The following is a 25,783-nucleotide window of genomic DNA, read 5'->3' as shown; positions in this document are numbered from 1 at the left end:
CTGGGCCGAGGCCGAACCTTCCGTCGTGGCGAGTCCGACGGCGGTGAGAACCAGGGCTGCCGCCGCCAGGACAAATTGCCTGAACGATCGACGACGCGTCATCGCGGTGCCTCCTTTCTGCACGAAGAACGAGGAGAAGGGGGGGACGCTTCTCGCGGCTGCGGGTCCGCCGGGCACGATCGCCGCCGCAGTACCGGTAGCCGTCGCCAGCACCCGCCGTGTGCCTGGCCGTTCGTTCATGGGAGGCAGCCATCTCCGGCTCCTGCCGTTTGAAATCTCGAACGACGTACGGGATTTGGCACCTAGAAAGCTACTGCCGATACCGGCCGCGTCAACCCGGGAAACAGCATCAACTTCTGGCGCTTCCGAGCAACTTGGAGGGGTGGCCTGGAACGGATCGGAGGTCCGCGCTGTCGGGATCCAGTCGTCGCCTGTCGGTCGCCCACACGGCCAGCGCGCAGGCCGCGAAGCCCGCGCCGAGGAGGCTGGAACCCGTCCAGCCGTGGCTGGCGAAGATGGCGGTGGTTGCGGCCGCGCCGAGGGCGGACCCGAGCGAGTAGAAGACCATGTAGCCGCCGATGACGCCGCTGGTGCGTTCCGGATGCGCGGCGGTGAGCAGGTGCTGGTTGCTCACGTGCACGGCCTGGACCGAGAGGTCCAGAACCACGATTCCGGCGAGGGGAAGCCACAGCGACCACGGCAGTTGAGCGATCGCCGCCCACGAGAGGATGAGCAGGGCGAGCGCGAGGCCGGTGACCGGGATCGCCCGTCCCGCGTCCGCCCACCGTCCCGCGCGCGCCGCGCCGAGCGCGCCGGCGAGTCCGGCGATGCCGAACAGTCCGGTCTGGCTCTCGCTCAACTGCCACGGCGTGTCCGTCAGCGGCAGGGACAGTCCGCTCCACAGGGTTCCGAACGACGCGAACAGGAAGAACGCGATGAGCCCGCGCGTCAGGAAGGCGCGCTGCCCGAACAGTTCGCCGAGTGAGACGACGGCCCGCCCGTACCCCGCGAGTCGGTGGGGGCGTTCCTCCGACGGCAGCACGACGAGGACGAGGGCCGCGAGGCCGAGCGACAGCACCGCGAGCACGGCATAGACGCTCCGCCAGCCCCACACCTCGGCGAGCGCGCCGGTGACGATCCGCGCGCCCAGGATGCCGACCACGACGCCCGAGGTCACGACGCCTATGTTCCGCCCGCGTTCGGCAGGCGGCGACACCGACGCGGCGTAGGCCACCGCGGTCTGCACCACGACCGCGAACACCCCGGCCGCCGCGAGCCCGAGGAACGCCGCCCATGCGGCCGACGCCGAAGCCGTCAGGATCATGCCCACCGCGGTGAGCGCCAGGTGCGCGGCGATGAGCCGGCGCCTGTCGATCACATCGCCGAGCGGCACCAGCAGCACCAGCCCGGCCAGATAGCCGAACTGGCCGGTCGCGACGATCCATCCGGTGAGCTCCGCCGACACGTCGAGGTCGCGTCCCATCGGCCCCAGAACCGGCTGCGCGGCATAGATGCTCGCCACAGCGACACCACACACCACCGCGAGCAGCAACCGCCGCCACACGTCCATCGCACACCTCAATCGGTAGTAGATTGCAACCGATTGGACCGTACGGCATGATTGTTTCAATCTGCAACTCATCGGGAGGTGTCATGTCGCGCATGACCATGCGCGCCCCGAACTCCGACTGGACCGACCCCCACTGTCCCGTCGCCCGCACGCTCGACCTCATCGGCGACAGGTGGAGCCTTCTCGTCGTCCGCGACGCGATGGACGGGGCACGATCGTTCACCGAGTTCCAGCGACGCACCGGCATCGCCCGCAACATCCTCACCGACCGCCTCCGCAAGCTCACCGCTCACGGGGTCCTCGCCCAGCGCACCGCGCCATCGGGCCGCCGCCAGGAATACGTGCTCACCGACGTCGGCCGCGACCTCTTCCCGGTCATCGTCACCCTGCGGCAATGGGGAGAACGCCACGCCTTCGCCCCCGGCGAGACGCACTCCACCCTTGTCGACCAGCACGGCACCCCGGTGCCGGACATCACGCCGACCGGCGCCGACGGCGCGCTCCTGGACACCGACAACACCCACGTGCGGAAGACCCCGTAGAAGAGCGGCCTTCGGCGCGTTCACTCCTCGGCGGCAGGTGCTCAGGGGAGCGGGTGGATCGGCTCCCAGCCGTCCGGAACCCCGTGGGGGCGGTCCAGACGCGCCCATATCAGCGCTCCGCCCACGACCCCGGGCACATGCCGGTCGGGCGCCGGCCTCGACACCAGAGGGCCGGTGCCGTGCTCGAAAGCGTCCGCCACCGCCTCCACATACGCCGCCACCGATGGAAACCCGGTCGGGGCATCGAGCTCCGCGCCCTCGTGGAAGGCCCACCGGCCCACGCCCGACGAGGAGGCGTACCGGCCGTTGTCGGGCGCGTCGTTGTCCGGTCCCAGCCAGGGAACCCAGTCCGTCACCGGACGCGGGACACCCGACGGGCTCCCGGCCATCCCCTCCCAGGCGCCGCGAGCCCACACCGCCTCACCCGGTCCCAACAGCACGGAGTCGAGGAACTCGTAGGCGGCCATAACCCCACCTTCGTCCTCCCCGAAATCAACCCACCCCACCCCGCCGCACAGGTGCCACAGCGCCGTCAGCTCTTCGGGGAAGCCGTGCCCGTGCGCGGCGCGCAACTGGACCTCGGCGTCGGCCAGTACCCGCGCGTCGGCCGGGGGCAGGATCGTCTTCGCCGACACCGGAGCGTGCGTGCGCAGCCATGCCTCGACCCGCCCCCAGGCCGCGACCACCCTGGCGGCCTCGCTGTCCGCGTTGTACTGATCCGGCATGCCGACGACACTACGGGCTGGGTCCGACAGGTCATGCTGCGCCCGGCGACGGCGATCACTCGACCTGGCCCTGGCCATCACCCGCTGTCGCTCGGGACGGGGCGGGTTCGCGAGCGGAAAGTGCGTCGGTAGGTGTCGGGAGGCACGCCGACCGTGCGGTTGAAGTGCCGGCGCAGCGTGGTGGCGGTGCCCATGCCGGTGGCCGCCGCGATGGTGTCGACACTGTCGTCGGTGATCTCCAGCAACTCCTGGGCGTGGCGGATCCGCTGGGTGAGCAGCCATTGCAGCGGGGTCGTACCGGTCACCGACCGGAAATGGCGGCCCAGGTTGCGCGAGCTCATCCGCGCCTGGCGGGCCAGGTCCTCCACGGTCAGCGGCTGGTCCAGTCGTTCGATCACCCAGGGGAACAGCTCGGCGAGCGGGTGGTTGTCCGGGGCGGGCGCCGGGGTGGTGACGAACTGGGCCTGGCCGCCGTCCCGGTGCGGCGGCACGACCAGGCGGCGGGCTACGGCGTTGGTGACCAACGAGCCGTGGTCGAGGCGGACGAGGTGCAGACACAGGTCCATGGCGGCGGCCTTTCCGGCGGAGGTGAGCACCCTGCCGTTGTCCACGTAGAGGACGTCCGGGTCCACCTCCACCCGGGGGTAGCGGACGGCCAGGTCCTGGGTGTGCGCCCAGTGCGTGGTCGCGCGCAGCCCGTCGAGCAGGCCCGCGGCGGCCAGCACGAACGCGCCCGTGCAGAGGGAGGCCACGCGTGTGCCCGCCTCGTGGGCCGCGCGCACCGCGTCGACCAGGTCGGCGGGTGGGTCCGCATCGACGTCGGCCCAGCCCGGGACGATCACGGTGTCGGCGTGCGGGAGCCGGTCGAGGCCGTGGTCGGGCTCCAGCGCGAACCGCCCGGCCCGCACGGCGCCCGGCCCGCAGACGACGAGGTCGTACCAGGGGACCGTCACGCCGTCCGGGGCGGCGTTGAACACCTCGTACGCGAGGGACAGTTCGAAGTGCAGCATCCCGTCGGTGACGGCCAGCGCGATAGTGGTCACGTCCGGAATTGTATGGGTCATGGCGTTCCAGACACTCGTGGTGGGCGCCCACCCTCGACAGGATGTCCACAACTGATCGCAACAGATCGTTCAAGTGCGAGGGAGAACCCATGGGATCCGGGCTCAAGGTGACGGTGTTCGGCGCGTACGGGCACACCGGGCGCTTTGTGGTGGCAGAGCTGCGGGATCGCGGGTTCGTCCCGGTTCTCTCCGGGCGTGACGCCGACAAGCTGAAGGTGCTGGCGGTGTCCGAACCCGGACTGGACGCCCGCCCGGCGTCGGTCGACGACCCGGCCTCGCTCGACCGAGCACTGGCCGGCGCGGCGGCCGTGATCAACTGCGCCGGGCCCTTCGCCACGACGGCCGCCCCCGTGATCGAGGCGGCCCTGCGCGCCGGGATCCCGTATGTGGATGTGGCGGCCGAGATCGAGGCCAACGTCGACACGTTCGCGCACTTCGCGGACCGCGCCCGCGCCGCGGGAGCGGTGGTCGTCCCCGCGATGGCCTTCTACGGCGGCCTCGGCGACCTGCTGACCACGGCCGCGATGGGCGACTGGACGGCGGCCGACGAGGCGCACATCGCGTACGGGCTGAGCAGTTGGCACCCCACCGCCGGAACGCGCGCCGCTGGCGCGGTCTCCCGGCAGCGGCGGGACGGCCGACGCGTCCGTTACGCGAACGGGCGGCTGGAGTACCGCCATGACGACCCGCCGACCCTGGAGTGGCCCTTCCCCGACCCGATGGGTCCCCGGGCCGTCATCGGGGAGTTCACAATGGCTGATGTCGTCACCGTCCCCAGCCACCTGTCCATCCCCGAGGTGCGCACCTACATGACGAGCGAGGCGGCCAGGGAGGTGTCGGCACCGGACACACCGCCGCCGGCCGCGGCCGATGAACGTGGGCGGTCCGCGCAGACCTTCCTCGTCGACGTCGTCGTGCGCTCCGGCGGCAGCGAACGGCGCGCCGTGGCGCAGGGCCGGGACATCTACGCCGTCACCGCGCCGCTCGTCGGGGAAGCGGTCGACCGGGTCCTCACGGGACGGACCAGGACGGTCGGCGTTGCTTCCGCCGGCGAGATCTTCGACGCGCCCGATTTCCTCCGCGCGCTGTCCTCGTACATTTCCCTGGAACTGCGTCGGTAGCGGGCTGAGGGGCCAGGCTGCGCCGGGCTGCTGTGTGTTCTGGGCTCTCGATCTCCCCCGAGGGGCGTGGCAAAAGGCCCGGGATCCGCCGAGTACGGACCTCGGGTCAACGCTCCTGACCCGCGTCGGTGGCGGCGTTCGTGGTGGCCGGCTCGGCCGGCGCTGTCGTTCCTCGCGTCACGTCGTCGCGAACCCGCGAGGATTCGGCGGGCGTGGTGCGGCGGAGGATGAGTATCGCTCCGGCGGCGGAGAGGAGCGCTGCCGCGGGGAAGCTGATCCAGAGCCAGGGCGTTCCGAAGAGGCCGAGGGCGAGCAGGAGCGGAATGTGGACGGCGAGGATCGAGCCCACGGAGATCACGAATGAGGGGCGGGCCCGGCCGCGCGCCTGGAAGTAGGTCGCCAGGAGTGCCGTCACGCCGGCGAAGGGATAGCCGAGCGCGACGACACGCATCACCTCGGCCGTGGCCCGCCGCGTGGCCGGGTCGTCGGTGAACGCGGCGGCGAGCGGGTCGGCCACGGCGAGCAGGACCAGGCAGGCGGCCGTCCCGTAGAGCACGGTCGCGCGCAGTGCGAGGACCCGGGTGCGTTCGGCGCGCGCGATCAGGCCGCGGCCGGCGTTGTAGCCGATGAGCGGCTGCATGCCCTGGGCGATGCCGGTCTGGGGCATGAGAACGAACGTGGTGACGCGGATGGAGGTGGCGTACGCGCCGAGGGCAGCCGGGTCGCCGAGGGCCGCCAGGCGGTTGTTGGCGATGAACATGATGAGCGTGTTGCCGAAGCCGCCGAGGAAGGACGGGGTGCCCACGGCCACCAGCTCCCGCAGGGTCGGGCCGTGCGGTCGCAGGTCGGCGAGGGTGATGCGGTAGGGGCGGTCGCGCTGGAGGAAGAAGAACCACAGGCTCAGCCCCATGGAGACCGCCTGCCCGCCGACCGTGCCGAGGGCGGCGCCGCGAACGCCCCAGCCGAGGCCGAAGATCAGCAGCGGATCGAGCGCGATCTGGCACAGGACCGGGAGCATCCACAGCAGGGCGGAGAAGCGCAGCCGCCCCTCGGCCCGCACCAGGCTGGAGAAGCCGGTCGCGGTGATCGCGCCGGCCAGCATGATCAGCGCGTAGTCGTGCGCGTGGCCGCGGACGTCTCCCCTGGCGCCCAGCAGGGTGAGGAGCGGGTCGAGGAGGAGCAGGCCGAGCAGGGTGATGGCGATCGCCGTCGTCCAGTAGACGAGGAAGGTGTTGCCGGCCGCCCGCGCGGCCTGCCGTGGGTTCCCGCTGCCGAGGCTGCGCGAGACCATGGACGCGCCCCCGACGCCGACCGTCGTGGAGACGGCCCCGAGGATCAACAGGACGGGCGACACGACGTTCACGGCCACCAGCGCCTCGGGGCCGACCCCCCGGGAGACGAACCAGGCGTTGGTCAGGGCGTAGATGCCATAGGTGGCGACCGACATGGTCGTGTGGGCGCTGGTGCTCCACAGCAGACGCCCGACCGGCCGGGTGCCGAGCGCCGACGTGTGGTCGCGCATCAGCACCTTGCGGGGCTGCGGCCGAACTGAGCCATCAGCAGGTCGAGTTGTTCACGGCCGAAGTCGTAGGTCGCGGTGTCCCGGTGGCCGCGGTACTTGGTCTCGACGATCATGATGACGGCAAGGTACAGGGAGTACAGCCGCCGCCGTACGCGTTCCGACTCGGACAACTCCCCCCGCCCATAGCCCCGGATGAAGTCGGTGGGCTCCCCGAACACCGGCAGGTCGATGCCCGTGAATCCGGCCTCCATGATCGGATCTCCGTAAATGGCGCGTTCATGGTCGAGGATCGCGACTATCTGGCCGTCCCTGATCATCGAGTTCTTCGTCCAGAGATCGACCTCGACGAATCGCGGCTCGGTCACGTCGTCGAGCACGCTCGCGTGTGCGGCGACTGTCGCGCGTATCTCGTCGTAGCTCCGGCCGATGTCGACGGACACACGCTCTCCGTCGACGAGGGTGTCCTCGACCAGTTGGCCGAACGCCGCACGCCAGGTCGCCGATCCCGGGCCCCGCAGGGGACCGAAGTGCGGCCCCACGATCGAGTTGAGCTCCCGATTGAGCGCGCCCAACTGCCGTCCGCCCGCGGTGACGACTTCCGCCGGGAGACGGCCCTCCGAGGTGGCGATGCCGAAGTTGTCCGCGTCGACGTACTCCATGAAGAAGTAGTCGGCGTCGACCAACTCCCGGGAGAGATCAGCGTGGTCGACCCGTGGAATCGGGACCTGGGTGTGCTCGCGGACCAGTGCCATGGCGGCGAGTTCGTTGCGCATCATGTCCCGCTCACGGGTCAGCACCGCGACGTGGGCGGGTGGCGCGATCTTCAACACCACCCGCTGTCCGTCGCGAAGCCGGATCCGGTAAGCCACATTGAACCAGCCGTGCGTTATCTCCTCGGCGAAGTCGTCGCCGTCGGGCGCCTGTTCGGCCCCGTAGGCTCGCTCGATCATCGCCCGCAGCGTCCGCGGCGACTGCCGGTTCTTGGTGATGCTCTCGGTCACGGCTTCCACAGACGCTCCTTCGGGGGTGCGGCTCCACGGGAACAGTCCGGCCACCGTAGTGCGGGCCGGCGCCCGGGAAGTAGGGGAACGTTCCCATACGGCGGCGTGCCGGGTCAGTGCGTGCCGCAGCTTTCCCTCAGCAGCACCCGCACGGGCACGAGCAGGTCCTGCCGGGGCAGCCGCGGATCGGCCAGGCACGCGCGCAGGACGTCCACCGCGAGCCGCCCCAGACCCGTCATCGGCTGCTCGACCGTCGTCAGGCGGGGCGAGGAGGTGCGCCCGCCGTCGATGCCGTCGAAACCCGTCAGCGCCACGTCCCCCGGCACGTCGAACCCCTCGGCGGTCAGCACGTCCAGGAAACCGAGGGCCGTCTCGTCGTTGGCACACACCAGCGCCCCCGGCATCGGGCTCCGACCGCCTCGGTGCTCGGCCAGCAGGCCCCGCGCCAGCCGGCGCCCGGTCGCCCGGGAGAAGTCACCGCGCAGCGCCGGCTCCGCCGGCACGGGCAGCCCCAGCGCCCGCATGGCCGCGCGGAAGCCCCGGAAACGGCCGATGTCGTCGGGAGTGCCCGCGCGCCCGGCGACATACCGCACGTCGCGAATCCCGTGCGCCCGGACGAGATGCTCGACCAGGACCTGCACTCCCCGCGCGTTGTCGACGCCCACGTGGTCGTACCCGCCGGCCGGGCGCGGCCCCGCGACGAGCACGACCGGCACCCGGTGCGCCACATGTTCCACAACGTCGTCCGGCAGCGTCCCGGCGACCACGATCAGCCCGTCGACCCGGCCCGCCAGGTCGCGCGCCCGCGCCTCGGCCTCCGGGGGCCGGGCGACCGCCACGATCACCGACAGGCCCGCCTGCCACGCCGCGAACTCCGCACCCCGAACGACCTCGCCGAAATACAGGCTGCCCCAGGCGGGCCCGCCGGGTGCCGTTCCGTCGTCGGTGATCAGTTCCACGCCCGAGCCGGTGCGCGCCGGTTCGCGCAGGTGGGCCGCCGGTCCCGCGTCGGGCAGGCACAGGCCCAGCGTTCCGGTTCTGCGGGCCACCAGTCCGCGAGCGGACGCCGAGGGCACATACCCCAACTCCGCGATCGCCTTCTCGACCAGCCGGCGGGTGTCGGCGTTCACGTATCCCGTCCCGCTCACCACCCGCGACACCGTGGACACGGACACGCCGGCGCGTTTGGCCACGTCCCGTATGGTGGCGGCCCGGACCGCGGGCACGGCCGGGAAGACGCCCCTGGCCGCCGCTCCCCTCGGCCGGGTCATGACCGCGGGGATTCCTGGACGGCGGGCACGGGTTTCGCGGCGGTTCCGGTCCCCGGACCGTGGACGACGGGGCCGGCCTCCGGAAGTCCGCGCCTCTGGAGCACTCCGGACAGGAGAACGACCAGGACGCCGGCGGCCGGCACGATCAGGAGACCGACGCGCAGCCCGGCCGAATCGGCGAGCAGGCCGACCAGCGGGGGCGAGAGCAGAAACCCCAGACGCATGAGCCAGGAGACGATCATCAGCCCCGTCCCGGCTCGCAGTCCCGGAAGTTCGTCGGCCTCCTGCATGGCGGCGGGCACCAGGGTGGCCACGCCCAGGCCCGCGGCGGCGAAGCCGGCGATCGTGCCCGGGATCGTCGGGAAGGCGAGGGCCGTGCCCATGCCGACGGCGACCATGAGGCCGCCGGTCCGGGCGACGGCCCGCTGCCCGAACCGGTCCACGAGCCGGTCGCCGATCATTCGGCCGACGAACTGGGCGCCGACCAGGCAGATGTAGCCGGTCGCGGCCAGGGCTCCGGCGGCGTGCAGATCGGACGACAGGTAGAGCGTCGCCCAGGAACTCCCGGCGTCCTCCACGATCGTGCCGCCGATGGCTATGAGGACCAGGGCCGCGATCAGGAGAACGATCCGGGGTCGGAGGCGTGAGCGCGACATCTCGGGCAGGCGCTGGGCGCCGGTGCCGGGGGCGCTGCCAGGGTCGTCGTTGGGCTCGTCGTCGCGGCCCGGCAGGCAGAAGCGCAGCGCGACGAAGGCGAGGAGCGAGAACAGCGCGGCCGCGACTCCGAGGTGGACGCCGCGCGGCACGTCCAGCGCGATCGCGCCCGCGGCCATCGAGCCGCCCAGCACGGCACCGATCGACCAGACCGCGTGGAACGAATTGATGATCGAGCGCCCGTAGCGGCGCTGGACGCGCAGACCGTGCGCGTTCTGCGCGACATCGGTGACCGCGTCCGTCGCCCCAGCGACGAACAGGGCGGCGGCGAACACGGCCGCGGACGGTCCAAGGGCCGCGGCCAGCGCGCCCGCACCCGTGAAGCACGTGCCCGCGACCGCCATCGGCGCCGAGCCGAATCGCCGGATCAGCACCGCGGCCGCCAGTCCCGCCGTGATCGCACCGGCCGGGAACGCGGCCACGGTCAGCCCGTAGCCGGCGGTGCTCATGTCCAGGTCGGCCTTGATCTGCGGAAATCTCGGGACCAGGTTGGCGAACAGCGCCCCGTTGGTCAGAAAGAGCGCCGCCACAGCGGTTCTGGCCCGCCGGTCCACTTCGGCCGGCCGGGCGCGTACGTCGATACTCACGTGTACGAACGTACACCCAATGGCGTACGTTCGTACACGTAGCATCGGGGGACCACTCGTACGAGCGCTCCAGGACGGGCATGACCGACACCTCCGACGCCGCGGCGGCCAAGAACGCCGACGGCAGCACACGTCGCCGCGATCCCGAACGGCGGGAACGGATCATCCAGGCATGCCTGGACGTGATCGCCGAGTCCGGCGTCGCGGGCACCTCACACCGGAAGGTGGCCGCCGCGGCGGGCGTCCCGCTCGGCTCGATGACCTACCACTTCTCCGGGATGGACGAACTGCTCCAGGAGGCATTCACACGCTTCGCCTCGTCGGTCATCGACCAGTTCGAACGGCGCATGTCCGCGGCCACGGACACGGAGTCGGCCAAGCAAGCGATCACGGCGCTCATCACCGCGGAGGTGTTCGGCAGGCAGCGCGACCTCGTGCTGACCCACGAGCTGTACACACTTGCCGCCCGCCAGCCGGCGTTCCGCAAGCTCACCAACGCGTGGATGTCCCGCAGCCGTGCCGCCCTCGAGCGCCACTTCGACCCCACCACCGCCCGCCTGCTCGACGCGCTCATCGAGGGCCTGACCATCCACCGCGCCCTCGACATCGAACCCCAGGACCCGGCCCTCGCCACCGCCGCCGTCGAACGCCTCACCTCGCAATGAACCCGGACAAGAAGGTCACTTGAGGGGACGACCGCCGTCCCGCACACTCGCGACCATGTTCTGGTTGCCGGTCAATCGATTCACGCTCCTCTTCGCGGGCCTGCTCATCACGGGCCTCGGAGGCTTCCTGGGGCACTACTTGCTGTTCGTCGATTCCGAAATACCGGACAGGAACACTCTCTTGATCCTCGATACTGTGATGACGCTGGTCGGCCTGGGGTGTGTATTCGGCTCATTCCTGCTGGCCCGGCGAGGCTATCGCTGGTTCGAGTAGCCACCGCCGCGCACTTCACCGTGTGGGCGTGTCCGTTGTCCCGGTGGGGAATTCCTCGGTACCCAGGACCCGCAGCAGCTCCAGTCGCTCGCGGGCCTCGGCGTTCGCCGGGGTGAGCACCAGCAGCTGCTGGCCCAGGTCGGGCGTGACCAGGGTTTCGCAGTCCATCTCCACGCGGCCAACCCGCGGGTTCAGTATGGTCTTGCGGTCGGCGCGCCGGACCGCCACCTCGTGTTGGGCCCAGAGCCGGCGGAAGTCGGCGCTCGCCGCCCGCAACCGGTCGACGAGTCCGGCGACCACGGGGTCGCCGGACCGGCGGCCGGCGACCGCGCGCAGGTCGGCCACCATCTGGCGGGAGTGGTACTCGTGCTCCTCCGGCGGGTGGGCGGCGTGGGCTTCCGGGTCGGTGAACCAGCGGTACACGGAGTAGCGCCGGTCGCCGGTGAAGCGGGTGTGGTCGCCCGCCAGCAGGACGGCCGCCCGGTTCTGGGCGAGCACCTCGCCCAGGCCGGACAGCACCAAGGCCGGGGTGTCGCCGAGCAGGTCGAGCATGCGCATCAGGCCGGCCCGGGCCAGGCGGGCCGTCCCGTCGGCGGGCGGGGGCCGGTGGCCGGCCAGGTGGAACAGGTGGTCGCGCTCGTCGTCGGAGAGGCGCAACGCCCGGGCCAGCGCGCCGAGCAACTGGGTCGAGGGCTGACTGCTGCGGCCCTGCTCAAGGCGTACGACGTAGTCCACCGACATGCCGGCGAGCATCGCGACCTCTTCCCGGCGCAGGCCGGCCGTGCGGCGGCGCGGGCCGTCGGCGATGCCGACCTCGGCCGGGCGGATCGCCTCGCGGCGGCGGCGCAGGAAGTCGGCGAGCTGGTCACGTTCCATGGCCCCATGCTCCCGCGCGGCGGCGGGCCTATCCAGGGAGCGGCTCTCCCCTGATGAACGCTCCGCTCCCGCGCATCGCGGCGTCGGCGCAAGGTGGGTGACAGATCGACGACGAAGGAGACTGCGATGCAGACACGAACCCTGGGCAGCAGGCGACCGTTACCCGGCGGCGTTCATGTCCAACCTCGGCGTGGGGAACTGAGTCCGGCCCTCCGGCGGGGTCCATGGCGGCTGGCGGCGCGGTCGGTCCCGGCACCATGAATCCGGCGGTTCACCCGGTGGCGGCCGACCAGTCCGCGGGCAGCGCGTAGGTCCAGCCCGGCTGCCAGGCGAAGGGGGTGCGGAGCGAGTCCAGCGGCGGGCCGCCGGGGGCCCGCCAGGCGCGCGAGCCCACCCCGAAGCCCGCGGCGACGAGACGCGCCGCACCCGTGATTCCCGATGTCGTGCTCGCCGTGCCGCGGACCGAGCCGCCCCACGCCGACTCCACCCAGGATCCAGGTCCACCTGCCACGCTTCAGCCCGCCCGTCCTGTCGTGCGCGGAAACGGAGGAGGACGAGAAAGGTGGACAAGCGATGAGCCCAGAGGTTGACCATCAGGAGCAACTCGGCCGGGCGCACGAGATGATCGTCCGGCTACGGTCCTTCATAGAGGACCGCGAGCGGGCCAGGAAGGAGCCCATCGCGATCATCGGGATCGGGTGCCGGCTCCCCGGTGGTGCCGACTCGCCCGAGGAGTTCTGGCGGCTGCTGCGGGACGGGGACGACACGGTGTCCCGTTTCCCCGCCGAACGGGGCGACGCGGAGGCGCTGTTCGATCCGGCGCCGGACACCCCGGGCCGGGCCTACTGCGTCGAGGGCAGCTTCATCGACGACGCCGCCTCGTTCGACGCGTCGTTGTTCGGGATCTCGCCCGGCGACGCGGTGGGGATGGACCCGCAGCATCGCATGGCCCTGGAGGTCTCCTGGGAAGCCCTGGAACGCGCCGGCATCCCGCCCGACAACCTGGAGAGCAGCAGCACGGGGGTGTTCCTCGGGGCAAGCACCAGCGACTACGTGCGGATGCGGCAGCAGCTCAGCGATGTCACGGACGTGGACCCCTACCAACTGTTCGGCGAGCCGGCCTTCCTGGCCGGGCGCATCTCCTATCAGTACGGCCTGCGTGGCCCCTCCCATGTCGTGGACACGGCCTGTTCCTCCTCCCTGATGGCGACGCACCTCGCGTGCCGGAGCCTGCGTGACCGCGAGTGCGACCTCGCGCTCGCCGGCGGCGTCAATCTGATGCTCACCCCCTACGGCTTCGTCCTGGTCAGCAAGGCCGGCGCGATCTCGCCGGACGGGCGGTGCAAGACGTTCGACGCCTCGGCCAACGGCTATGGCCGGGGCGAGGGAGCGGTGATCCTGGTCCTGAAGCGGCTGTCGGACGCCCAGGCAGCCGGCGACAACGTGATCGCGGTGATCCGCGGCAGTGCCGTCAACCACGACGGCCGCTCCAGCGGCCTCTCGGTGCCCAGCGGCACCGCCCAGCAGGAGGTGATCCGCGCCGCGCTCGCCGACGCGGGGGTCACGCCCGACCGTGTCGGCTACGTCGAGGCGCACGGCACGGGCACCGTGCTGGGCGACCCGATCGAACTGCGGGCGCTCGAGGCCGTCATGGGCGCCGGCCGGTCGGTGGACGACCCGCTGTGGGTGGGGTCCGTCAAGACGAACGTGGGTCATCTGGAGGCCGCCGCGGGCGTCACGGGACTGCTGAAGGCCGCTCTGGTCCTGCAACACCGGGAGATCCCGCCGAACCAGCACCTGACCACCCCGAACCCGAACATCGAGTGGGACCGGATGCACCTGGCCGTTCCCACGGAGGCCGTTGACTGGCCGAGCGGCGAGGACGGCAACTGCGCGGGCGTCAGCTCGTTCGGTGCGAGCGGGACAAACGTCCACATGGTGCTCGGCAGTCCGCCCGCCCGCAAGGCACGGCCGGAGCCCGACCGCCCCCATGAACTGCTGCTGCTGTCCGGAAAGTCCGAGGCGGCGCTGCGCGGCCAGGCCGGGCGCTGGGCCGACTGGCTCGCGAACCGGGACGATGTACCGTTCCGTTCCCTGTGCCGCGCCGCGGCCGTCGGCCGGGCGCATCTGCCGCACCGCCTGGCCGTCGTCGCCGGATCGCCCGAGCAACTGCGGGAGCGACTGGCGGCGTTCACCGCGCACGGGCGGCCTCCGGGACTGGTCAGCGGCCGGGCGGCGCCGGGCCGCAAGTCCCGTGTCGCGTTCCTCTTCCCGGGTCAGGGCAGCCAGTACCCGGACATGGGCCGCGGTCTCCACGAGACGGAACCCGTGTTCCGGGCCGCCCTCGACCGCTGTGACGAGGCACTGCGCCCGCTGCTGGAACGGCCGCTGCTGAGCGTGCTGTACGGCGACGCGGAGGCGCAGGCGCTGCTGGATCGGACGGAGTACACGCAGCCCGCGCTGTTCGCCGTCGAGTACGCGCTCGCCGAACTGTGGCGGTCGTGGGGCGTGCAGCCGGGCGCCGTCATGGGGCACAGCGTCGGCGAGTTCGTCGCGGCCTGCGTCGCCGGGGTGCTCGCCCCGGAAGACGCCGCACGGCTGGTGGCGGCGAGGGCCCGGCTGATGCAGTCGCTTCCCGAGCCGGGCGCGATGATCTCCGTACCGCTGTCCGAGGAGGAGGCATCCGCCGAGGCCGCGGCCGTCAGCAACCTGGTCTCCGTCGCCTCCGTCAACAGCGAGCGGGACACCGTGCTGTCCGGTGCCGAGGACGCCATCACGGAGATCGCGGCGCGCCTCGCCGCGCGGAACGTCGAAGCGAAACGGCTGCGTGTCAGCCATGCCTTCCACTCGCCGCTGGTGGAGCCGGCACTCGCCGAGTTCCGTGCCGTCGCGGCCTCCGTGGAGTACGCCGTGCCGCGGCTGACGCTGATCTCCAACGTCACGGGCGAGCCGGTGGGCCTGGACACCCTCGCCGACCCCGACTACTGGTGCCGCCACGCTCGGCAGGCCGTGCGATTCCGCGACGGAATGCGCGCGCTGGCGGACGCCGGGTTCACCACGTTCCTGGAGACGGGCCCCGGCCGGACACTGCTGGGTCTCGGCTCGGCATGCCTGCCGGGAGACGACCGCGCCTGGATCGCGTCGATGCGCCGGAGTGCGGCGGACGGCGAGCAGATCCGGGCCGCTCTGGGTGAGCTGTTCGTGCGAGGCGCCCCGGTCGACACGACCCGCCTGTACCCGGAGGAGCCGAGCGTACCGGTCGATCTGCCGACCTACGCGTTTCAGCGGGAACGGTACTGGTTCGCCGAACGGCAGCCCATCGCCCTGGGAGAGGTGGCGGACGGAGGGCCGCGGCAGGAGCCGGCCGGGGGTTCCGGTGGCGTTTCCGGCGACGCGGAGCTGCTCGGCCTGGTCATGGAGACGGCGCCCGAGGGGCGCGCCGGGCTGGTCGCGGGCCATCTGCGCGAGGTGCTCGCGGGAGCGCTGTGGACACCGGCCGACGAGATCGCGCCCGACACCGATCTGCTCGGACTCGGGATGGACTCGCTGATGGCCATGCAGGTGGTCGCCGCCTGCAAGAACACGTTCGGCGTCACGGCGTCGCTGCCGGATTTGTTCGAGCAGCCGACAGTCTCGGCCTGGGCGGCGCACATCGTGCGCCTGTTGGAGAGTGAACACGGCCTGGCCGGGGCGGGCGGAGCCGAACAGTCGGCGGCCAGGGCCGACTGGACCGATCCCGCGCGCCTGCGGGCGGAGGCGTTCCTTCCCGAGGAGATCCGGCCGGGAACTCCGAGCCGCGAGACGTGGGATGACCCGGAGGAGGTTCTGCTCACCGGCGCGACCGGCTTCGTCGGCGCCCATCTGCTGCACGAGCTACTGCGTTCCACCCGCGCGCAGGTGCACTGTCTCGTGCGCTGTGTGGATGAGGCGGAAGGCATGACGCGGCTGCGACGGAACCTGGAAGCCTACCTGCCGTGGCAGGAAGGGGACGAGTCGCGGATCTCGGTGATCCCCGGCGACCTCGCCAAGCCGCTGCTCGGCATGTCGGAGGCGGCCTTCGACACCCTCGCGTACCGGGTCGACGCGATCTACCACAACGGTGCCACCGTCAACTTCGTTCATACCTACCGGCAGTTGTACGCGGCGAACGTCGGTGGCACGCAAGAGATCCTGCGGCTGGCATGCCGGGGACCGCTCACTCCGGTCAACCACGTCTCGACGTTCGCGATCTGGGGCATCCCCGATGATCTGACGACGCATTTCTCGGAGACCGACGGACTGGAGCGCGCCGGACGGCTGGTCAACGGGTACGTGCAGAGCAAGTACGTCGCCGAGCATGTCGTCCTGGAGGCGCGAGAGCGGGGCATCCCGGTCAACGTGTACCGGCTCGGGCAGGTCACCGGGGACACCGAGGCGGGCGTCTGCCTCACCAACAGCTTCACCTGCGCCGTCATCAAGGGCTGCGCGGAGATGGGCACAGCACCCTATCTGGACATGCTCGTCGAGATGATCCCGGCGGACTACGCGGTCCGCGCGCTGGTGCACATCTCCAGGACGACGCAGGGGTTCGGCGACAGCTTCCATCTGGTGAACCCGGCGCGTATGTCGTTCAACGACATGATCGGGCACATGCGGCGGCGCGGCTGGCCGATCGAACAGATCCCGGGCGAGGACTTCGTGACGAAGCTCCGCGACGACATAGGCAACGGCCGGGACAACCCGCTTCACGTGCTGATCGACACCATGGCCCACATCGTCCGCGCCGGAGAGGACTCCATGAGCTACGGCGTCGACGAACTCGCCGCGGCGCTCGACGGCAGCCGGATCGTCTGTCCCCCACTGGACGGCGATCTTCTCGACATCTACCTCGACTGGATGGTGCGGACCGGTTTCCTGCCGACCGCTTCTCACATGGAAGGAAGTCTTCAGTGAACATTCCACACCCCGGAGCCGCGACGGGGCCGGAGGACAGCGACGTCATCGTGCTGGGCTCGGGTGTCGCCGCCAACGCCCTGGCCGTCGTTCTGGCGAAGCATGGGGTCCGGGTCACGGTGGCCGCCGAGAGCGGCCGGCAGCCCTTCGGCCGCGGCGAGATGCTGGGTCGATACTCCGCCCTGCTGTTGCGCACGCTGGCCGCGCGGTACGCCGTCCCCGAGTTCGCCCACCTGACCAGCCTGGCCGAACTCACCCGGATCGTGGGCGCCTCCGGGGGCATGGAGCGCTGCCACGGCTTCGTGTACCACCGCGCGGGCCAGGCGCAGAATCCGGACGAGCTACTGCAGATGAGTCCGCCCAAGACGATCCCGCCGGAGCCGAGCCTCTACCGTCCCGAGGTCGAGGAGTACCTTGCCGGCACAGCCGAGAAGTACGGCGCCAGGCGCCTGACGGACGTCCGGATTGAGGAGGTTGAGGCGTCGTCCGAGGGTGTACGGGTGACCCTGGACGGCGGAAAGGTGCTGACGGGACGCTATCTGGTGGACGCCGGCGACCGGAACTCGGCGTTCGCCGCACGCTGGGGGCTGCACGAGGACCCGTGCCCGCTGAGTTCCCAAACGCGTTCCCTGTACACCCACATGCGCGGGGTGCGCTCCTTCGACGATGTCTTCGGCGGGGAGGCCTATCAAGCCCCCACCCCGTGGCACGAGGGCAGCGTGCGCCACCTGTTCGACGGCGGCTGGCTGGAGATATTCGACTTCGGCAACCGACCGGAGTCGACGAACCACACCCAGAGCGTCTGCCTGAATCTGGACGCCGTCCGCTTTCCCGCCGGGGCCTCGCCCGAGGCCGACTTCCAGGACTTCCTGGCACGCTTCCCAAGCATCGCCCCCCTCTTCGAGAAGGCCGAGCCGACGGGCCCCTGGCTCACCGAGGAGCGTCAGCAGTACGTGTGTGCCACAACGGTGGGGCCACGCTGGTGCGTCATCGGCGAGGCCGCGGGGTATGTCGACCCGTGGCTGAACCGCGGCCTGATCACCAGTCTTGAACAAGTCAACGCGCTGGCCTGGCGGCTGCTCGACGCCGTCCGGGACGGCGACTTCGCCACGGAACGGTTCGCGGCCATGCACCGGATCACGCGCCGACTGCTGGCCGGCGACGATCGGGTGGTCTCCCTGATCACGGCCTCGCTGACCGATCACGCACTGTGGCGTTCCGCACTCTCCGTTTTCGAAACAGGCCTGCGCTTCGGGCAGTTCGTCATGCAGCGGGCCGCGAACACGCTGCTGGAGACCGGCAGCGACGAGGAAGTGCGGGCCCTGGAGGACATCGAGTTCTTCGGCTCCGTCTTCCCCGGCCACGCGGGATACAACGAGTTGCTGAACAACGCCGTGGCGGAGTGCGCCGCGGCCGCCGAGGGCCGAAGGAAGCCGCAGGAGGCCGCGGACACGCTGCTGCGGTGGCTCCATGAGGCCGACTGGGTGCCCGACTTCTTCGTTCTCGACACCTCCGCCCGCTTCCCGCACCTGACGCCGAAGGACTTGCAGGCGCTGGAGCAGTGGGCCCGCGGCGACGCGCCGGCCGACGTAGGGGCGCTGGCGCTCACGGCGATCGAGACCTTGAAGAAGCAGGCGATGGCAGCCCAGAGGCAATGACCCGCCCCCGTCTCCCCACCGACCGCTCACACTCTTCGAAGCCCAGAAGGACTCGGCATGGCACCCCTGAAACGGCATCTTCTGCCCGTCCTCACCTTCCCGGTGATGATGATCGTCGTGATTCCCACCACCATCTGCCTGCTGGCGGGAGTGGGAACCGTGGACACCCCGACCGGAGTGACCCTGACACTCGCCACCATCGGCGGCGTCTTCCTGGTCTGCGGCCTGTACTTCTTCGTGTGGACCGTGCTGCTCTTCGACAAGAAGGGGGAAGGCACCCTCGCGCTGTTCGACGCACCCACCAAGCTGGTGGTGGCGGGCCCCTACAAGCACGTGCGCAACCCGATGCTCAGCGCGGCGATCATGGTGATCGGCGGCGAGGCGCTGGTGCTGCGCTCGCCGTGGATCGGCACCTGGTTCCTCGTCTTTTTCGCCCTGAACGCCATCTTGATCCCACTGTTCGAGGAACCCGACCTGCGTAAGCGCTTCGGGGAGGAGTACGACGTCTACCGGCGCGAGGTGCCGCGCTGGATACCGAGGACGCGGCCGTGGAGCGGATGAGAACCGGCGGTCTCCGCCGGTGTGAGTCCGGACCGGAGCCGCCGTACCTGTAAAGGACACCGCCCCGCCGGGCGCCCGTCACGGGCGCCCGGCGGGGCGGTTCGCTGGAGCACCGGGATCAGGGGCCGGTGCCCGGACCGGAGTGCCGGTCGGCATCTCCGTCCGTGCCTGCCAGCGCCAGGGGCAGCACCACCTCGGTCACCAGGCGATGCGCCTCCTCGCGCCCCACGGGTTCACCGGTCAGCAGCCACCGGAAGAAGATGACCGCCGGCGCGATCTGCCACAGCATGTCCACGTCCGCGCTCTTGGCGATCTCGCCACGGTCCCGCGCTCGGACGAACGCGTCGATGACGGCCTGTCGCCGCGCGTAGATGTAGCCCTCCCGCATCGCGGCGGCCAGCTCGGTGTTGCGCCTCAGCTCGCCCACCAGACCGGCCATGACGTCGGCGAGCCGCTCCATCTCGGCGATCAGGTCATGGAAGAAGGCCAGCAGGTCGCCGCGCAGCGAGCCGGTGTCCCGGCCCGCCGGCAGGTCGCTGACGGCGTTGACGAAGGCCGCGACGACCAGCGCCGACTTCGAGGGCCACCTGCGGTAGACGGTCGTCTTGCTGGCATGCGCCCGGGCGACTACCTCGTCGATCGTGAGGCGGTCATACCCGGTCTCGCGGAGCACGTCGAGCGTGATGCTCAGCAGTTGATCTTGGCGGGCCTGGCCGCCCCGAAGTCGCGCCGTGGACATGGGGGGAGTGTATGCCACCACCTCTTTAGAGTACGATACAGTACTGTACTGTTGGTCCTCGAAGGGGTGTTGTCCCGTGTCCGAATCATCTGTGCCGGCCAGCGAGCCCGATCCGCGCCGTTGGGGGGGACTGGCCGTCCTCTCCCTGGCTCTCTTCCTCGTCGTGACGGGCAACATCGCGCTCGCCGTCGCGATGCGTGAAGTGGCGAGCGAAACGGGCGCCACCAGCTCCGAATTGCAGTGGATGCTGGACGCCTACCCGCTCACCATGGCCGCTCTCCTCTTCGCCTTCGGTGCTCTCGGCGACAAGATCGGGCGCCGCGCGGCCCTGCTGTGGGGCATGGCGGGATTCGGGGTGTTCAGCGTCCTGGGCGGCCTGGGGGACTCGCCGGAACACCTGATCGCCGCCCGCACCGGACTGGGCATCGCGGGAGCGCTGATCATGCCCGCCACGCTCGGCCTCGTCCGCATGATCTTCCCCGAGGAGGAGCGCAGCCGGGCCCTGGCCCTGTGGTCGGCCTCGGCCGGTCTCGGTCTCGCGTTCGGCCCGATGCTGGGCGGCGCACTGGTCGAGGTGTGGGGCTGGGAGGCGGCGTTCTACCTCAACGTGCCGGTCGTGGTCGTGCTGTTCGTCGCCGCGATCCCCCTGCTGCCGGCCACGCGCGATCGCGACACGGGAAAGCTGGACCCGCTGGGCGCGCTCCTGTCCTGTCTGACGCTCGGCAGCCTGGTCTTCGGCTTCATCGAGGGACCGTCCAAGGGCTGGACGTCGGTCGAGGTGCTCGGTGCGTGGGCGCTGTCCCTGATCGCGCTCGTCCTCTTCATCGTCACCGAACGCCGCGTGGCGGAGCCCATGGTGGATCTGAACTGGTTCTCCAACCGGCACTTCGCCGCGGGCGCGGGCTTCGCCGTGCTGGCCCTGACGGTGTCCATCGGCATGATCTACCTGATCACACTGCACGCCCAGCAGTTCTCCGGCCAAGGTCCGCTCGACACCGGACTGCGACTGCTGCCCGCCGGCATCGGCATCCTGCTGGCCGTGCCCGTGGGCGAGCGGATCTATCACCGCGTGGGCGCGCGCTGGGCCATCGTTCCCGGGCTGCTCCTCGGCGCGGCCGGTGCCTACGCGCTCAGCACCGTCGACCTCTCGAGCACCGACACCCCCGTCATCGTCGCCGGCGTCCTCGTCGGGCTCGGCACCGGGCTCGCCATCCCGTCGATGACCGATTCGGTGATGTCCAATGCCCCCAAGGAGCGCAGTGGGGTGGCTGGCGGTGCGTTCGACGCCTCCATCGAGGTCGGCGCCTCGCTCGGCATCGCCGTCTTCGGCAGCGTGCTCACCAGCGTGTACGCCAGCGAACTTCCCGACGCGCTGATGGCAGAACTGCCGCCCGAGGCCCGGGACATCGCCGAGGACTCGCTCGGCGGGGCCACCATCCTCGCCCAGCAGGCACCGCCGGAGGTCGCGGGACAGATGCTGGAGGCCGCGCGTTCGGCGTTCATCGACGGCATGAACGCCTCCTCTCTCACCATCGTCTGCCTGGCCGGACTCACCGCGGTCCTCGGACTGTTCCTGATCCCGGGCCGGAGCGGGCACCCGACGCCGCGGCAGACCGACCCGGAGGGGCAGCCCGGTAACGGTGCGGGGATGACCCGCGCGAGCTGACCCCTCCAAAGACCCCTGAGCCCCGGGTACTCCGCACCGGTGGCGCTCAGGAGGGCGCGCCGGGCCCCCGACCGGACGCGCCGGGCCCGCCGGCCGCGTGCGCACGCGGCCGGCGGGCCGCTGTCCGCCGAGCCGCTGGGGCCGCCGACGCGCGTCCCGTCGCGCGGAACCCCACGATGGGCCGCGCCGAACCGCCCTCTTCACGGAGTTCTTCCGTATCTTGACCGGGTCTCAAGCCCTGGTCCCGATGCTGCTCACGACCCCCGGTCACGTCGATCGCGACTCACCGCGCCGACCACACTCAGGAGTTATCGTGAGCCTTGCCCAATCGGGCGACTCAGGTTGGATCACCACCACGGCCGTCGGCGGCATCGCCCTCGTGCTTTTCGTGGGCGTGGGCTTCATTGTGCTCAGCCGTCGTCTGAGGCAACCGGCCGTCATCGGAGAGATCACCGCGGGCATCTGTCTGGGGCCGAGCCTGCTCGGCCTGCTGCCCGGCGACCTGCCGGAGCTGTTCTTCCCCACGGCCGTCCGGGACCACTTGGGCGTCGTCGCACACATCGGCCTGCTCATCTTCATGTTCCTCATCGGCTGGGAGTTCGACTACGCCACGCTTCGCGGCCGACGGCGCACCACCGTCACGATCTGGTTCTCGGCCGCCGCACTGCCCATGGCACTCGGCGTCCTGCTCGCCACCTTGCTGTTCCGCTCCCACGACACCGTGCAGGGCGAGAGCCTCCGCTTCCTGGACTTCGCCCTGTTCATGGGCACCGCCATGTCGATCGCGGCGTTCCCGGTGCTGGCCCGCATCATCGCGGACCGCGGGCTGCAGGCCACGCCCGTCGGCACCCTCGCCCTCGCCCTCGCCGCGCTGGACGACATCCTCGCCTGGTGCCTGCTGGCGACCGTCGTGGCGCTGGTCACGGCGTCCGGCGCGGCCGGCTTCCTGGGCGTCGTCGGCTGGGGCGCGGTGTACATCGCCGTCATGCTGCTGGCCGTACGGCCGCTCCTGGCCCGCCTCGCCCGACACGCGACGGCCGCAGCGGCGCCCTACCTGCCGATGCTCGCCGCCTCCGGCGCGCTCGGTTCCGCCTACGTCACCTCGGAGATCGGGCTCCACGCCATTTTCGGCGCGTTCGTCTTCGGTCTCGTCATGCCCCGCGGTCCGGAACGCGAGCTGTTGCACCAGGCCGCGTTGATTCCTCTGGAGAACACGAGCCGACTGCTGCTGCCCGTCTTCTTCGTGGTGACCGGGCTGTCCGTGGACCTCTCCTCGCTCACCGCGACCGGCGCCCTGCACATGGTCCTGATCGTCCTGACGGCCTGTGCGGGAAAGCTCGGCGGCGTGCTGCTGTCCGCCCGGATGACGGGCATGAGCTGGCATCAGGCTACGACACTCGGCCTGCTGATGAACACTCGCGGTCTGACGGAGCTGGTGATTCTCAACGTCGGTCTCGACCTGGGGCTGCTCAACACCGAACTGTTCACCACGATGGTGATCATGGCGCTCGTGACCACGGCCATGACGTCGCCACTGCTCAGCATCGCCCTCCGCGGGGGCACCCGGACGGGCCGGTCCGGCGAGGCCGGAACGCCCCCCGGTGCCCGCGGGGCGACCGACCGCCTGACCACACGTGAAGGACCTCGACGTTCGAAGGTGAGGGACCGTGAAGTTCGACTGGACCGATGAGCAACGCGCCCGGTACGAGGCGACACTCGCCGCCGCGCGTGACGCGTTCCCGCCCGGCACCGCCGCGGCACAGGAGTACTACTCCCGCAAGGACTGGCGGCGTCTGGGCGACCTCGGTCTGCTCGGCCTCTCCATCCCCGCCGAGTACGGCGGTGGCGGCCTCGGCGCGCTCGACACCGCGCACGCCGTGGAGGCCCTGGGCCGCGGCTGCACGGAGACCGGCCTGGTCTTCGGCGTCAGCGCGCACCTCTTCGCCTGCGGTATGCCGATCGCCGACTTCGCCACCGAGGACGTGAGGCGGCGGATACTGCCCGGGATGTGCTCCGGCGAGCTGATCGCCGGCAACGCCATCACCGAGTCCGGCTCCGGTTCCGACGTCTCGCGGCTCTCCGTCACCGCCGAACGCGTGCGGGGTGGCTGGGTCCTCAACGGCGAGAAGAGCTTTGTCAGCAACGGTCCGGCCGCCGACGTGTACGTCACCTACGCCACCACCGACCCCAAGGCCGGCCCTTTCAGCGCGACCGGCTTCGTCGTGGACCGCACGAGCGCGGGCGTCACCGCGGGCGAACCTTTCGAGAAGATGGGCCTGCGGCAGTGCCCGGCGGGTGCCCTCCGTTTCGACGACTGCTTCGTGCCGGACGCCCAGGTGCTGGGCGCGCCCGGCCAGGGCGGCGTCATATTCCAGCACTCCATGGGCTGGGAGCGGGCCTGCTTGTTCGCCGGCTACCTCGGCCTCGCCGACCGCGTCCTCGACCAGTGCGTGGCCCATGCCCGCGAACGCCGCCAGTTCGGCAAACCGATCAGCCGCTTCCAGGCCGTGTCCCACCGCATCGCGGAAATGAAGCTCCGAACCGAGAGCGCCCGGCTGCTGCTCTACCGCGCCTGCTGGGAGATGGACCGGGGCGGCCCGGCCACCCTGGCGATCGCCCTGTCCAAGCTGGCGATCTCCGAGGGCGTGGTGACCAGTGCGCTCGACGCCGTCCGGATCTTCGGCGGGCGCGGATACCAGCAAACCGACGGCATCGAGGCGGCGCTGCGTGACGCCGTTCCCGCGGTGCTGTTCTCGGGCACGTCGGACATCCAGCGGGAACTCATCGTAAGGGAGCTGGGACTATGAGACTCCATCAGTTGCTCACCGACTCCGCGCGGCGCAGCCCGGAGGCACTGGCCCTGCACGGCCCGGAGGGGCCCATCAGCTACCGCGAGCTCGACCAGCTCGCCGACCGCTACACCACGGCCCTCGCCCGGCGGGGAGTCGGCGCGGGCGACCGCGTGGTGGTCTGGAGCCGCAAGGGCCTGCACCCGGTGGCCGTCATGCAGGCCGCGCTGCGGCTCGGCGCGCTCTACGTACCGGTCACCGGTACCAACCCCCCGGCACGACTCACCCTGATCACCGAGAGCGCGGCACCCGCGCTCGTCGTGGCCGACGAGGACTGCGAACGGCGCGCCCGCGAGGCCGGCTGGGCCGCGGCGGATCTCCTGAACTTCGCCGACCTGCTGCTCCTCGCGGACGGCGACGCCTCTGCCCCTCCCCCTCCCTACGCCGCCCTGCCGGACGAGCCCGCGTACATCCTGTACACCTCGGGCTCCACCGGGATGCCCAAGGGCGTGTGCATCAGCCACCGCGCGGCGCTGGCCTTCGTCCAATGGGCCGCGGAGGAGCTGGACATCGGCCCCGGCGACCGGCTGTCCAATCACGCCCCCTTCAACTTCGACTTGTCCGTCTTCGACCTCTACGCCGCGTTCCTCACCGGCGCCTCGGTGCACCTCGTTCCCGAAGAACTGGCCTACGCGCCATCCCAGCTCGTGCGGTTCATCCACGAGCGCGAGATCACCGTCTGGTACTCGGTGCCGTCGGCGATCAGCCTGATGATGCGCGAAGGCGGACTGCTGGACGACGCGCCGCCGCCCGCGCTGCGCGCCTGTGTCTTCGCCGGGGAGCCGTTCGCCCCGCACCATGTGCGGACGCTGCGCCAGGCCTGGCCCAAGGTACGGATGCTCAACTGGTACGGGCCGACCGAGACGAACGTGTGCACCTCCTACGAGGTCACCGACGCCGACCTGGAACGTGAGGCACCCGTCCCGATCGGCCGTGCGTGCAGCGGCGACACGGTGCTGCTGGACCCGGAGGACGCGGCGGAGGGCGAGGTCGTCGTGGCCGGCCCCACCGTCATGCTCGGTTACTGGGGCCAGGAGCCGCAGCGTGGGTCCTATCGCACCGGCGACCTGGCCCGCCGTGACGAGGCCGGCAACCTCCACTACGTCGGCCGCCGGGATCACATGGTCAAGATCCGCGGCCACCGCATCGAGTTGGGCGAGGTCGAGGCCGTCGTCTCATCCCTGGACACCGTCGCCGACGCGGCCGTCCTGGTCGTCGGATCCGGACTCGCCGCCCGGCTGCACGCCGTCGTGGTGCCGGCCACCGACCGGCGTCCCTCCCTGCTCGCCGTCAAGCGCCGGTGTGCGGAGCGCCTGCCCCACTACATGATCGTCGACGCACTGACGGTCCGCGAAGACCTCCCGAGGACCCCCAACGGAAAGCTCGACCGACGCCTGCTCCTGGCCGAGGCCGAAGCGGCACGGCCCTGACCCGGCGCCCGAGGAA

At 71.0% G+C, this 25,783-nt stretch carries 20 protein-coding genes and 1 pseudogene; 11 read left to right on the top strand and 10 right to left on the bottom strand.

Features of this window, described 5'->3' with window-relative positions; translation table 11 throughout:
- Positions 1–349: 349 nt before the first annotated feature.
- Complete coding sequence (locus RM590_RS30830) at positions 350–1,570, bottom strand: MFS transporter (RefSeq protein WP_311708081.1); 1,221 nt, start codon at positions 1,568–1,570, stop codon at positions 350–352.
- 83 nt (positions 1,571–1,653) lie between these two features.
- Between RM590_RS30830 and RM590_RS30825 the strand changes: the two genes are divergently transcribed.
- A complete protein-coding gene (locus RM590_RS30825; RefSeq protein ID WP_311708066.1) occupies positions 1,654–2,112 on the top strand; it encodes a winged helix-turn-helix transcriptional regulator in 459 nt (152 codons plus the stop codon).
- Between the two features lie 41 nt (positions 2,113–2,153).
- On the opposite strand, the gene RM590_RS30820 is transcribed toward RM590_RS30825, so the two are convergent.
- The gene (locus tag RM590_RS30820; RefSeq protein ID WP_311708065.1) at positions 2,154–2,837 is read right to left on the bottom strand and encodes an SMI1/KNR4 family protein; all 684 of its coding nucleotides are present in this window, start codon (positions 2,835–2,837) and stop codon (positions 2,154–2,156) included.
- Between the two features lie 77 nt (positions 2,838–2,914).
- Positions 2,915–3,880: a helix-turn-helix domain-containing protein gene (locus RM590_RS30815; protein ID WP_311708064.1), complete on the bottom strand. Its 966-nt coding sequence runs from the start codon at positions 3,878–3,880 to the stop codon at positions 2,915–2,917.
- A gap of 110 nt (positions 3,881–3,990) precedes the next feature.
- On the opposite strand from RM590_RS30815, the gene RM590_RS30810 reads away from it, so the two are divergent.
- Positions 3,991–5,022 carry a saccharopine dehydrogenase family protein gene (locus RM590_RS30810; RefSeq protein WP_311708063.1) on the top strand — a complete coding sequence of 344 codons (1,032 nt, stop codon included), beginning with the start codon at positions 3,991–3,993 and terminating at the stop codon, positions 5,020–5,022.
- Between the two features lie 106 nt (positions 5,023–5,128).
- Here the strand turns inward: RM590_RS30810 and RM590_RS30805 are convergent, their stop codons facing one another.
- From RM590_RS30805 to RM590_RS30790, 4 genes and pseudogenes are all read right to left on the bottom strand, one after another.
- A complete protein-coding gene (locus tag RM590_RS30805; protein WP_311708062.1) occupies positions 5,129–6,544 on the bottom strand; it encodes an MATE family efflux transporter in 1,416 nt (471 codons plus the stop codon).
- A complete protein-coding gene (locus RM590_RS30800; protein ID WP_311708061.1) occupies positions 6,544–7,545 on the bottom strand; it encodes a phosphotransferase family protein in 1,002 nt (333 codons plus the stop codon). Before RM590_RS30800 ends, RM590_RS30805 begins: the two co-directional genes overlap by 1 nt.
- Positions 7,546–7,658: 113 nt before the next feature.
- A complete protein-coding gene (locus RM590_RS30795; RefSeq protein ID WP_311708060.1) occupies positions 7,659–8,816 on the bottom strand; it encodes a LacI family DNA-binding transcriptional regulator in 1,158 nt (385 codons plus the stop codon).
- 80 nt (positions 8,817–8,896) lie between these two features.
- A pseudogene (locus tag RM590_RS30790) lies at positions 8,897–10,117 on the bottom strand (MFS transporter); the annotation flags it as partial.
- 80 nt (positions 10,118–10,197) lie between these two features.
- Here RM590_RS30790 and RM590_RS30785 point away from each other — a divergent pair.
- Positions 10,198–10,782 carry a TetR/AcrR family transcriptional regulator gene (locus RM590_RS30785; protein ID WP_311708058.1) on the top strand — a complete coding sequence of 195 codons (585 nt, stop codon included), beginning with the start codon at positions 10,198–10,200 and terminating at the stop codon, positions 10,780–10,782.
- Between the two features lie 55 nt (positions 10,783–10,837).
- Positions 10,838–11,056 (top strand): hypothetical protein, encoded by a 219-nt coding sequence (locus RM590_RS30780; RefSeq protein ID WP_311708057.1) that lies wholly within the window; start codon positions 10,838–10,840, stop codon positions 11,054–11,056.
- A gap of 15 nt (positions 11,057–11,071) precedes the next feature.
- Here the strand turns inward: RM590_RS30780 and RM590_RS30775 are convergent, their stop codons facing one another.
- Both RM590_RS30775 and RM590_RS30770 read right to left on the bottom strand, forming a co-directional pair.
- On the bottom strand, positions 11,072–11,932 hold the full coding sequence (locus RM590_RS30775; protein ID WP_311708056.1) for a helix-turn-helix transcriptional regulator: 861 nt from the start codon (positions 11,930–11,932) through the stop codon (positions 11,072–11,074).
- 271 nt (positions 11,933–12,203) lie between these two features.
- Positions 12,204–12,419, bottom strand: a complete 216-nt coding sequence (locus RM590_RS30770) for a hypothetical protein (RefSeq protein WP_311708055.1) — start codon at positions 12,417–12,419, stop codon at positions 12,204–12,206.
- An 86-nt stretch (positions 12,420–12,505) separates the two neighbouring features.
- Here RM590_RS30770 and RM590_RS30765 point away from each other — a divergent pair, with 86 nt between their 5' ends.
- From RM590_RS30765 to RM590_RS30755, 3 genes are read left to right on the top strand one after another with little or no spacing between them, the layout of a single operon-like run.
- Positions 12,506–16,864: a type I polyketide synthase gene (locus RM590_RS30765; protein WP_311708054.1), complete on the top strand. Its 4,359-nt coding sequence runs from the start codon at positions 12,506–12,508 to the stop codon at positions 16,862–16,864.
- Entirely contained in the window at positions 16,861–18,522 is a 1,662-nt protein-coding gene (locus RM590_RS30760) for an NAD(P)/FAD-dependent oxidoreductase (RefSeq protein WP_311708053.1), read from the top strand. The genes RM590_RS30765 and RM590_RS30760 overlap by 4 nt, the downstream gene beginning before the upstream one ends.
- Positions 18,523–18,579: 57 nt before the next feature.
- Positions 18,580–19,083 (top strand): methyltransferase family protein, encoded by a 504-nt coding sequence (locus RM590_RS30755; RefSeq protein WP_311708052.1) that lies wholly within the window; start codon positions 18,580–18,582, stop codon positions 19,081–19,083.
- A 118-nt stretch (positions 19,084–19,201) separates the two neighbouring features.
- Here the strand turns inward: RM590_RS30755 and RM590_RS30750 are convergent, their stop codons facing one another.
- Complete coding sequence (locus RM590_RS30750; protein WP_311708051.1) at positions 19,202–19,822, bottom strand: TetR/AcrR family transcriptional regulator; 621 nt, start codon at positions 19,820–19,822, stop codon at positions 19,202–19,204.
- A 76-nt stretch (positions 19,823–19,898) separates the two neighbouring features.
- On the opposite strand from RM590_RS30750, the gene RM590_RS30745 reads away from it, so the two are divergent.
- From RM590_RS30745 to RM590_RS30730, 4 genes are all read left to right on the top strand, one after another.
- Positions 19,899–21,488 carry an MFS transporter gene (locus RM590_RS30745; protein WP_311708050.1) on the top strand — a complete coding sequence of 530 codons (1,590 nt, stop codon included), beginning with the start codon at positions 19,899–19,901 and terminating at the stop codon, positions 21,486–21,488.
- A 313-nt stretch (positions 21,489–21,801) separates the two neighbouring features.
- Positions 21,802–23,178 (top strand): cation:proton antiporter, encoded by a 1,377-nt coding sequence (locus tag RM590_RS30740; protein ID WP_311708049.1) that lies wholly within the window; start codon positions 21,802–21,804, stop codon positions 23,176–23,178.
- A complete protein-coding gene (locus RM590_RS30735) occupies positions 23,156–24,295 on the top strand; it encodes an acyl-CoA dehydrogenase family protein (protein ID WP_311708048.1) in 1,140 nt (379 codons plus the stop codon). The genes RM590_RS30740 and RM590_RS30735 overlap by 23 nt, the downstream gene beginning before the upstream one ends.
- Positions 24,292–25,767, top strand: a complete 1,476-nt coding sequence (locus RM590_RS30730) for an amino acid adenylation domain-containing protein (protein ID WP_311708047.1) — start codon at positions 24,292–24,294, stop codon at positions 25,765–25,767. Before RM590_RS30735 ends, RM590_RS30730 begins: the two co-directional genes overlap by 4 nt.
- Positions 25,768–25,783: the final 16 nt, after the last annotated feature.

Origin of the sequence: Streptomyces litchfieldiae (assembly GCF_031845365.1) — a bacterium.
Lineage (GTDB): Bacteria > Actinomycetota > Actinomycetes > Streptomycetales > Streptomycetaceae > Streptomyces > Streptomyces litchfieldiae.
The sequence above is the reverse complement of the archived record's forward strand: the minus strand, read 5'-3'. Positions and strand labels throughout refer to the sequence as shown.

Coding starts and splice junctions, on each gene's coding strand:
- RM590_RS30795 (WP_311708060.1), bottom strand. CDS start 8,816: ATGACCCGGCCGAGGGGAGCGGCGGCCAGGGGCGTCTTCCCGGCCGTG.
- RM590_RS30730 (WP_311708047.1), top strand. CDS start 24,292: ATGAGACTCCATCAGTTGCTCACCGACTCCGCGCGGCGCAGCCCGGAG.
- RM590_RS30775 (WP_311708056.1), bottom strand. CDS start 11,932: ATGGAACGTGACCAGCTCGCCGACTTCCTGCGCCGCCGCCGCGAGGCG.
- RM590_RS30755 (WP_311708052.1), top strand. CDS start 18,580: ATGGCACCCCTGAAACGGCATCTTCTGCCCGTCCTCACCTTCCCGGTG.
- RM590_RS30820 (WP_311708065.1), bottom strand. CDS start 2,837: ATGCCGGATCAGTACAACGCGGACAGCGAGGCCGCCAGGGTGGTCGCG.
- RM590_RS30780 (WP_311708057.1), top strand. CDS start 10,838: ATGTTCTGGTTGCCGGTCAATCGATTCACGCTCCTCTTCGCGGGCCTG.
- RM590_RS30825 (WP_311708066.1), top strand. CDS start 1,654: ATGTCGCGCATGACCATGCGCGCCCCGAACTCCGACTGGACCGACCCC.
- RM590_RS30765 (WP_311708054.1), top strand. CDS start 12,506: ATGAGCCCAGAGGTTGACCATCAGGAGCAACTCGGCCGGGCGCACGAG.
- RM590_RS30810 (WP_311708063.1), top strand. CDS start 3,991: ATGGGATCCGGGCTCAAGGTGACGGTGTTCGGCGCGTACGGGCACACC.
- RM590_RS30785 (WP_311708058.1), top strand. CDS start 10,198: ATGACCGACACCTCCGACGCCGCGGCGGCCAAGAACGCCGACGGCAGC.
- RM590_RS30830 (WP_311708081.1), bottom strand. CDS start 1,570: ATGGACGTGTGGCGGCGGTTGCTGCTCGCGGTGGTGTGTGGTGTCGCT.
- RM590_RS30805 (WP_311708062.1), bottom strand. CDS start 6,544: ATGCGCGACCACACGTCGGCGCTCGGCACCCGGCCGGTCGGGCGTCTG.
- RM590_RS30750 (WP_311708051.1), bottom strand. CDS start 19,822: ATGTCCACGGCGCGACTTCGGGGCGGCCAGGCCCGCCAAGATCAACTG.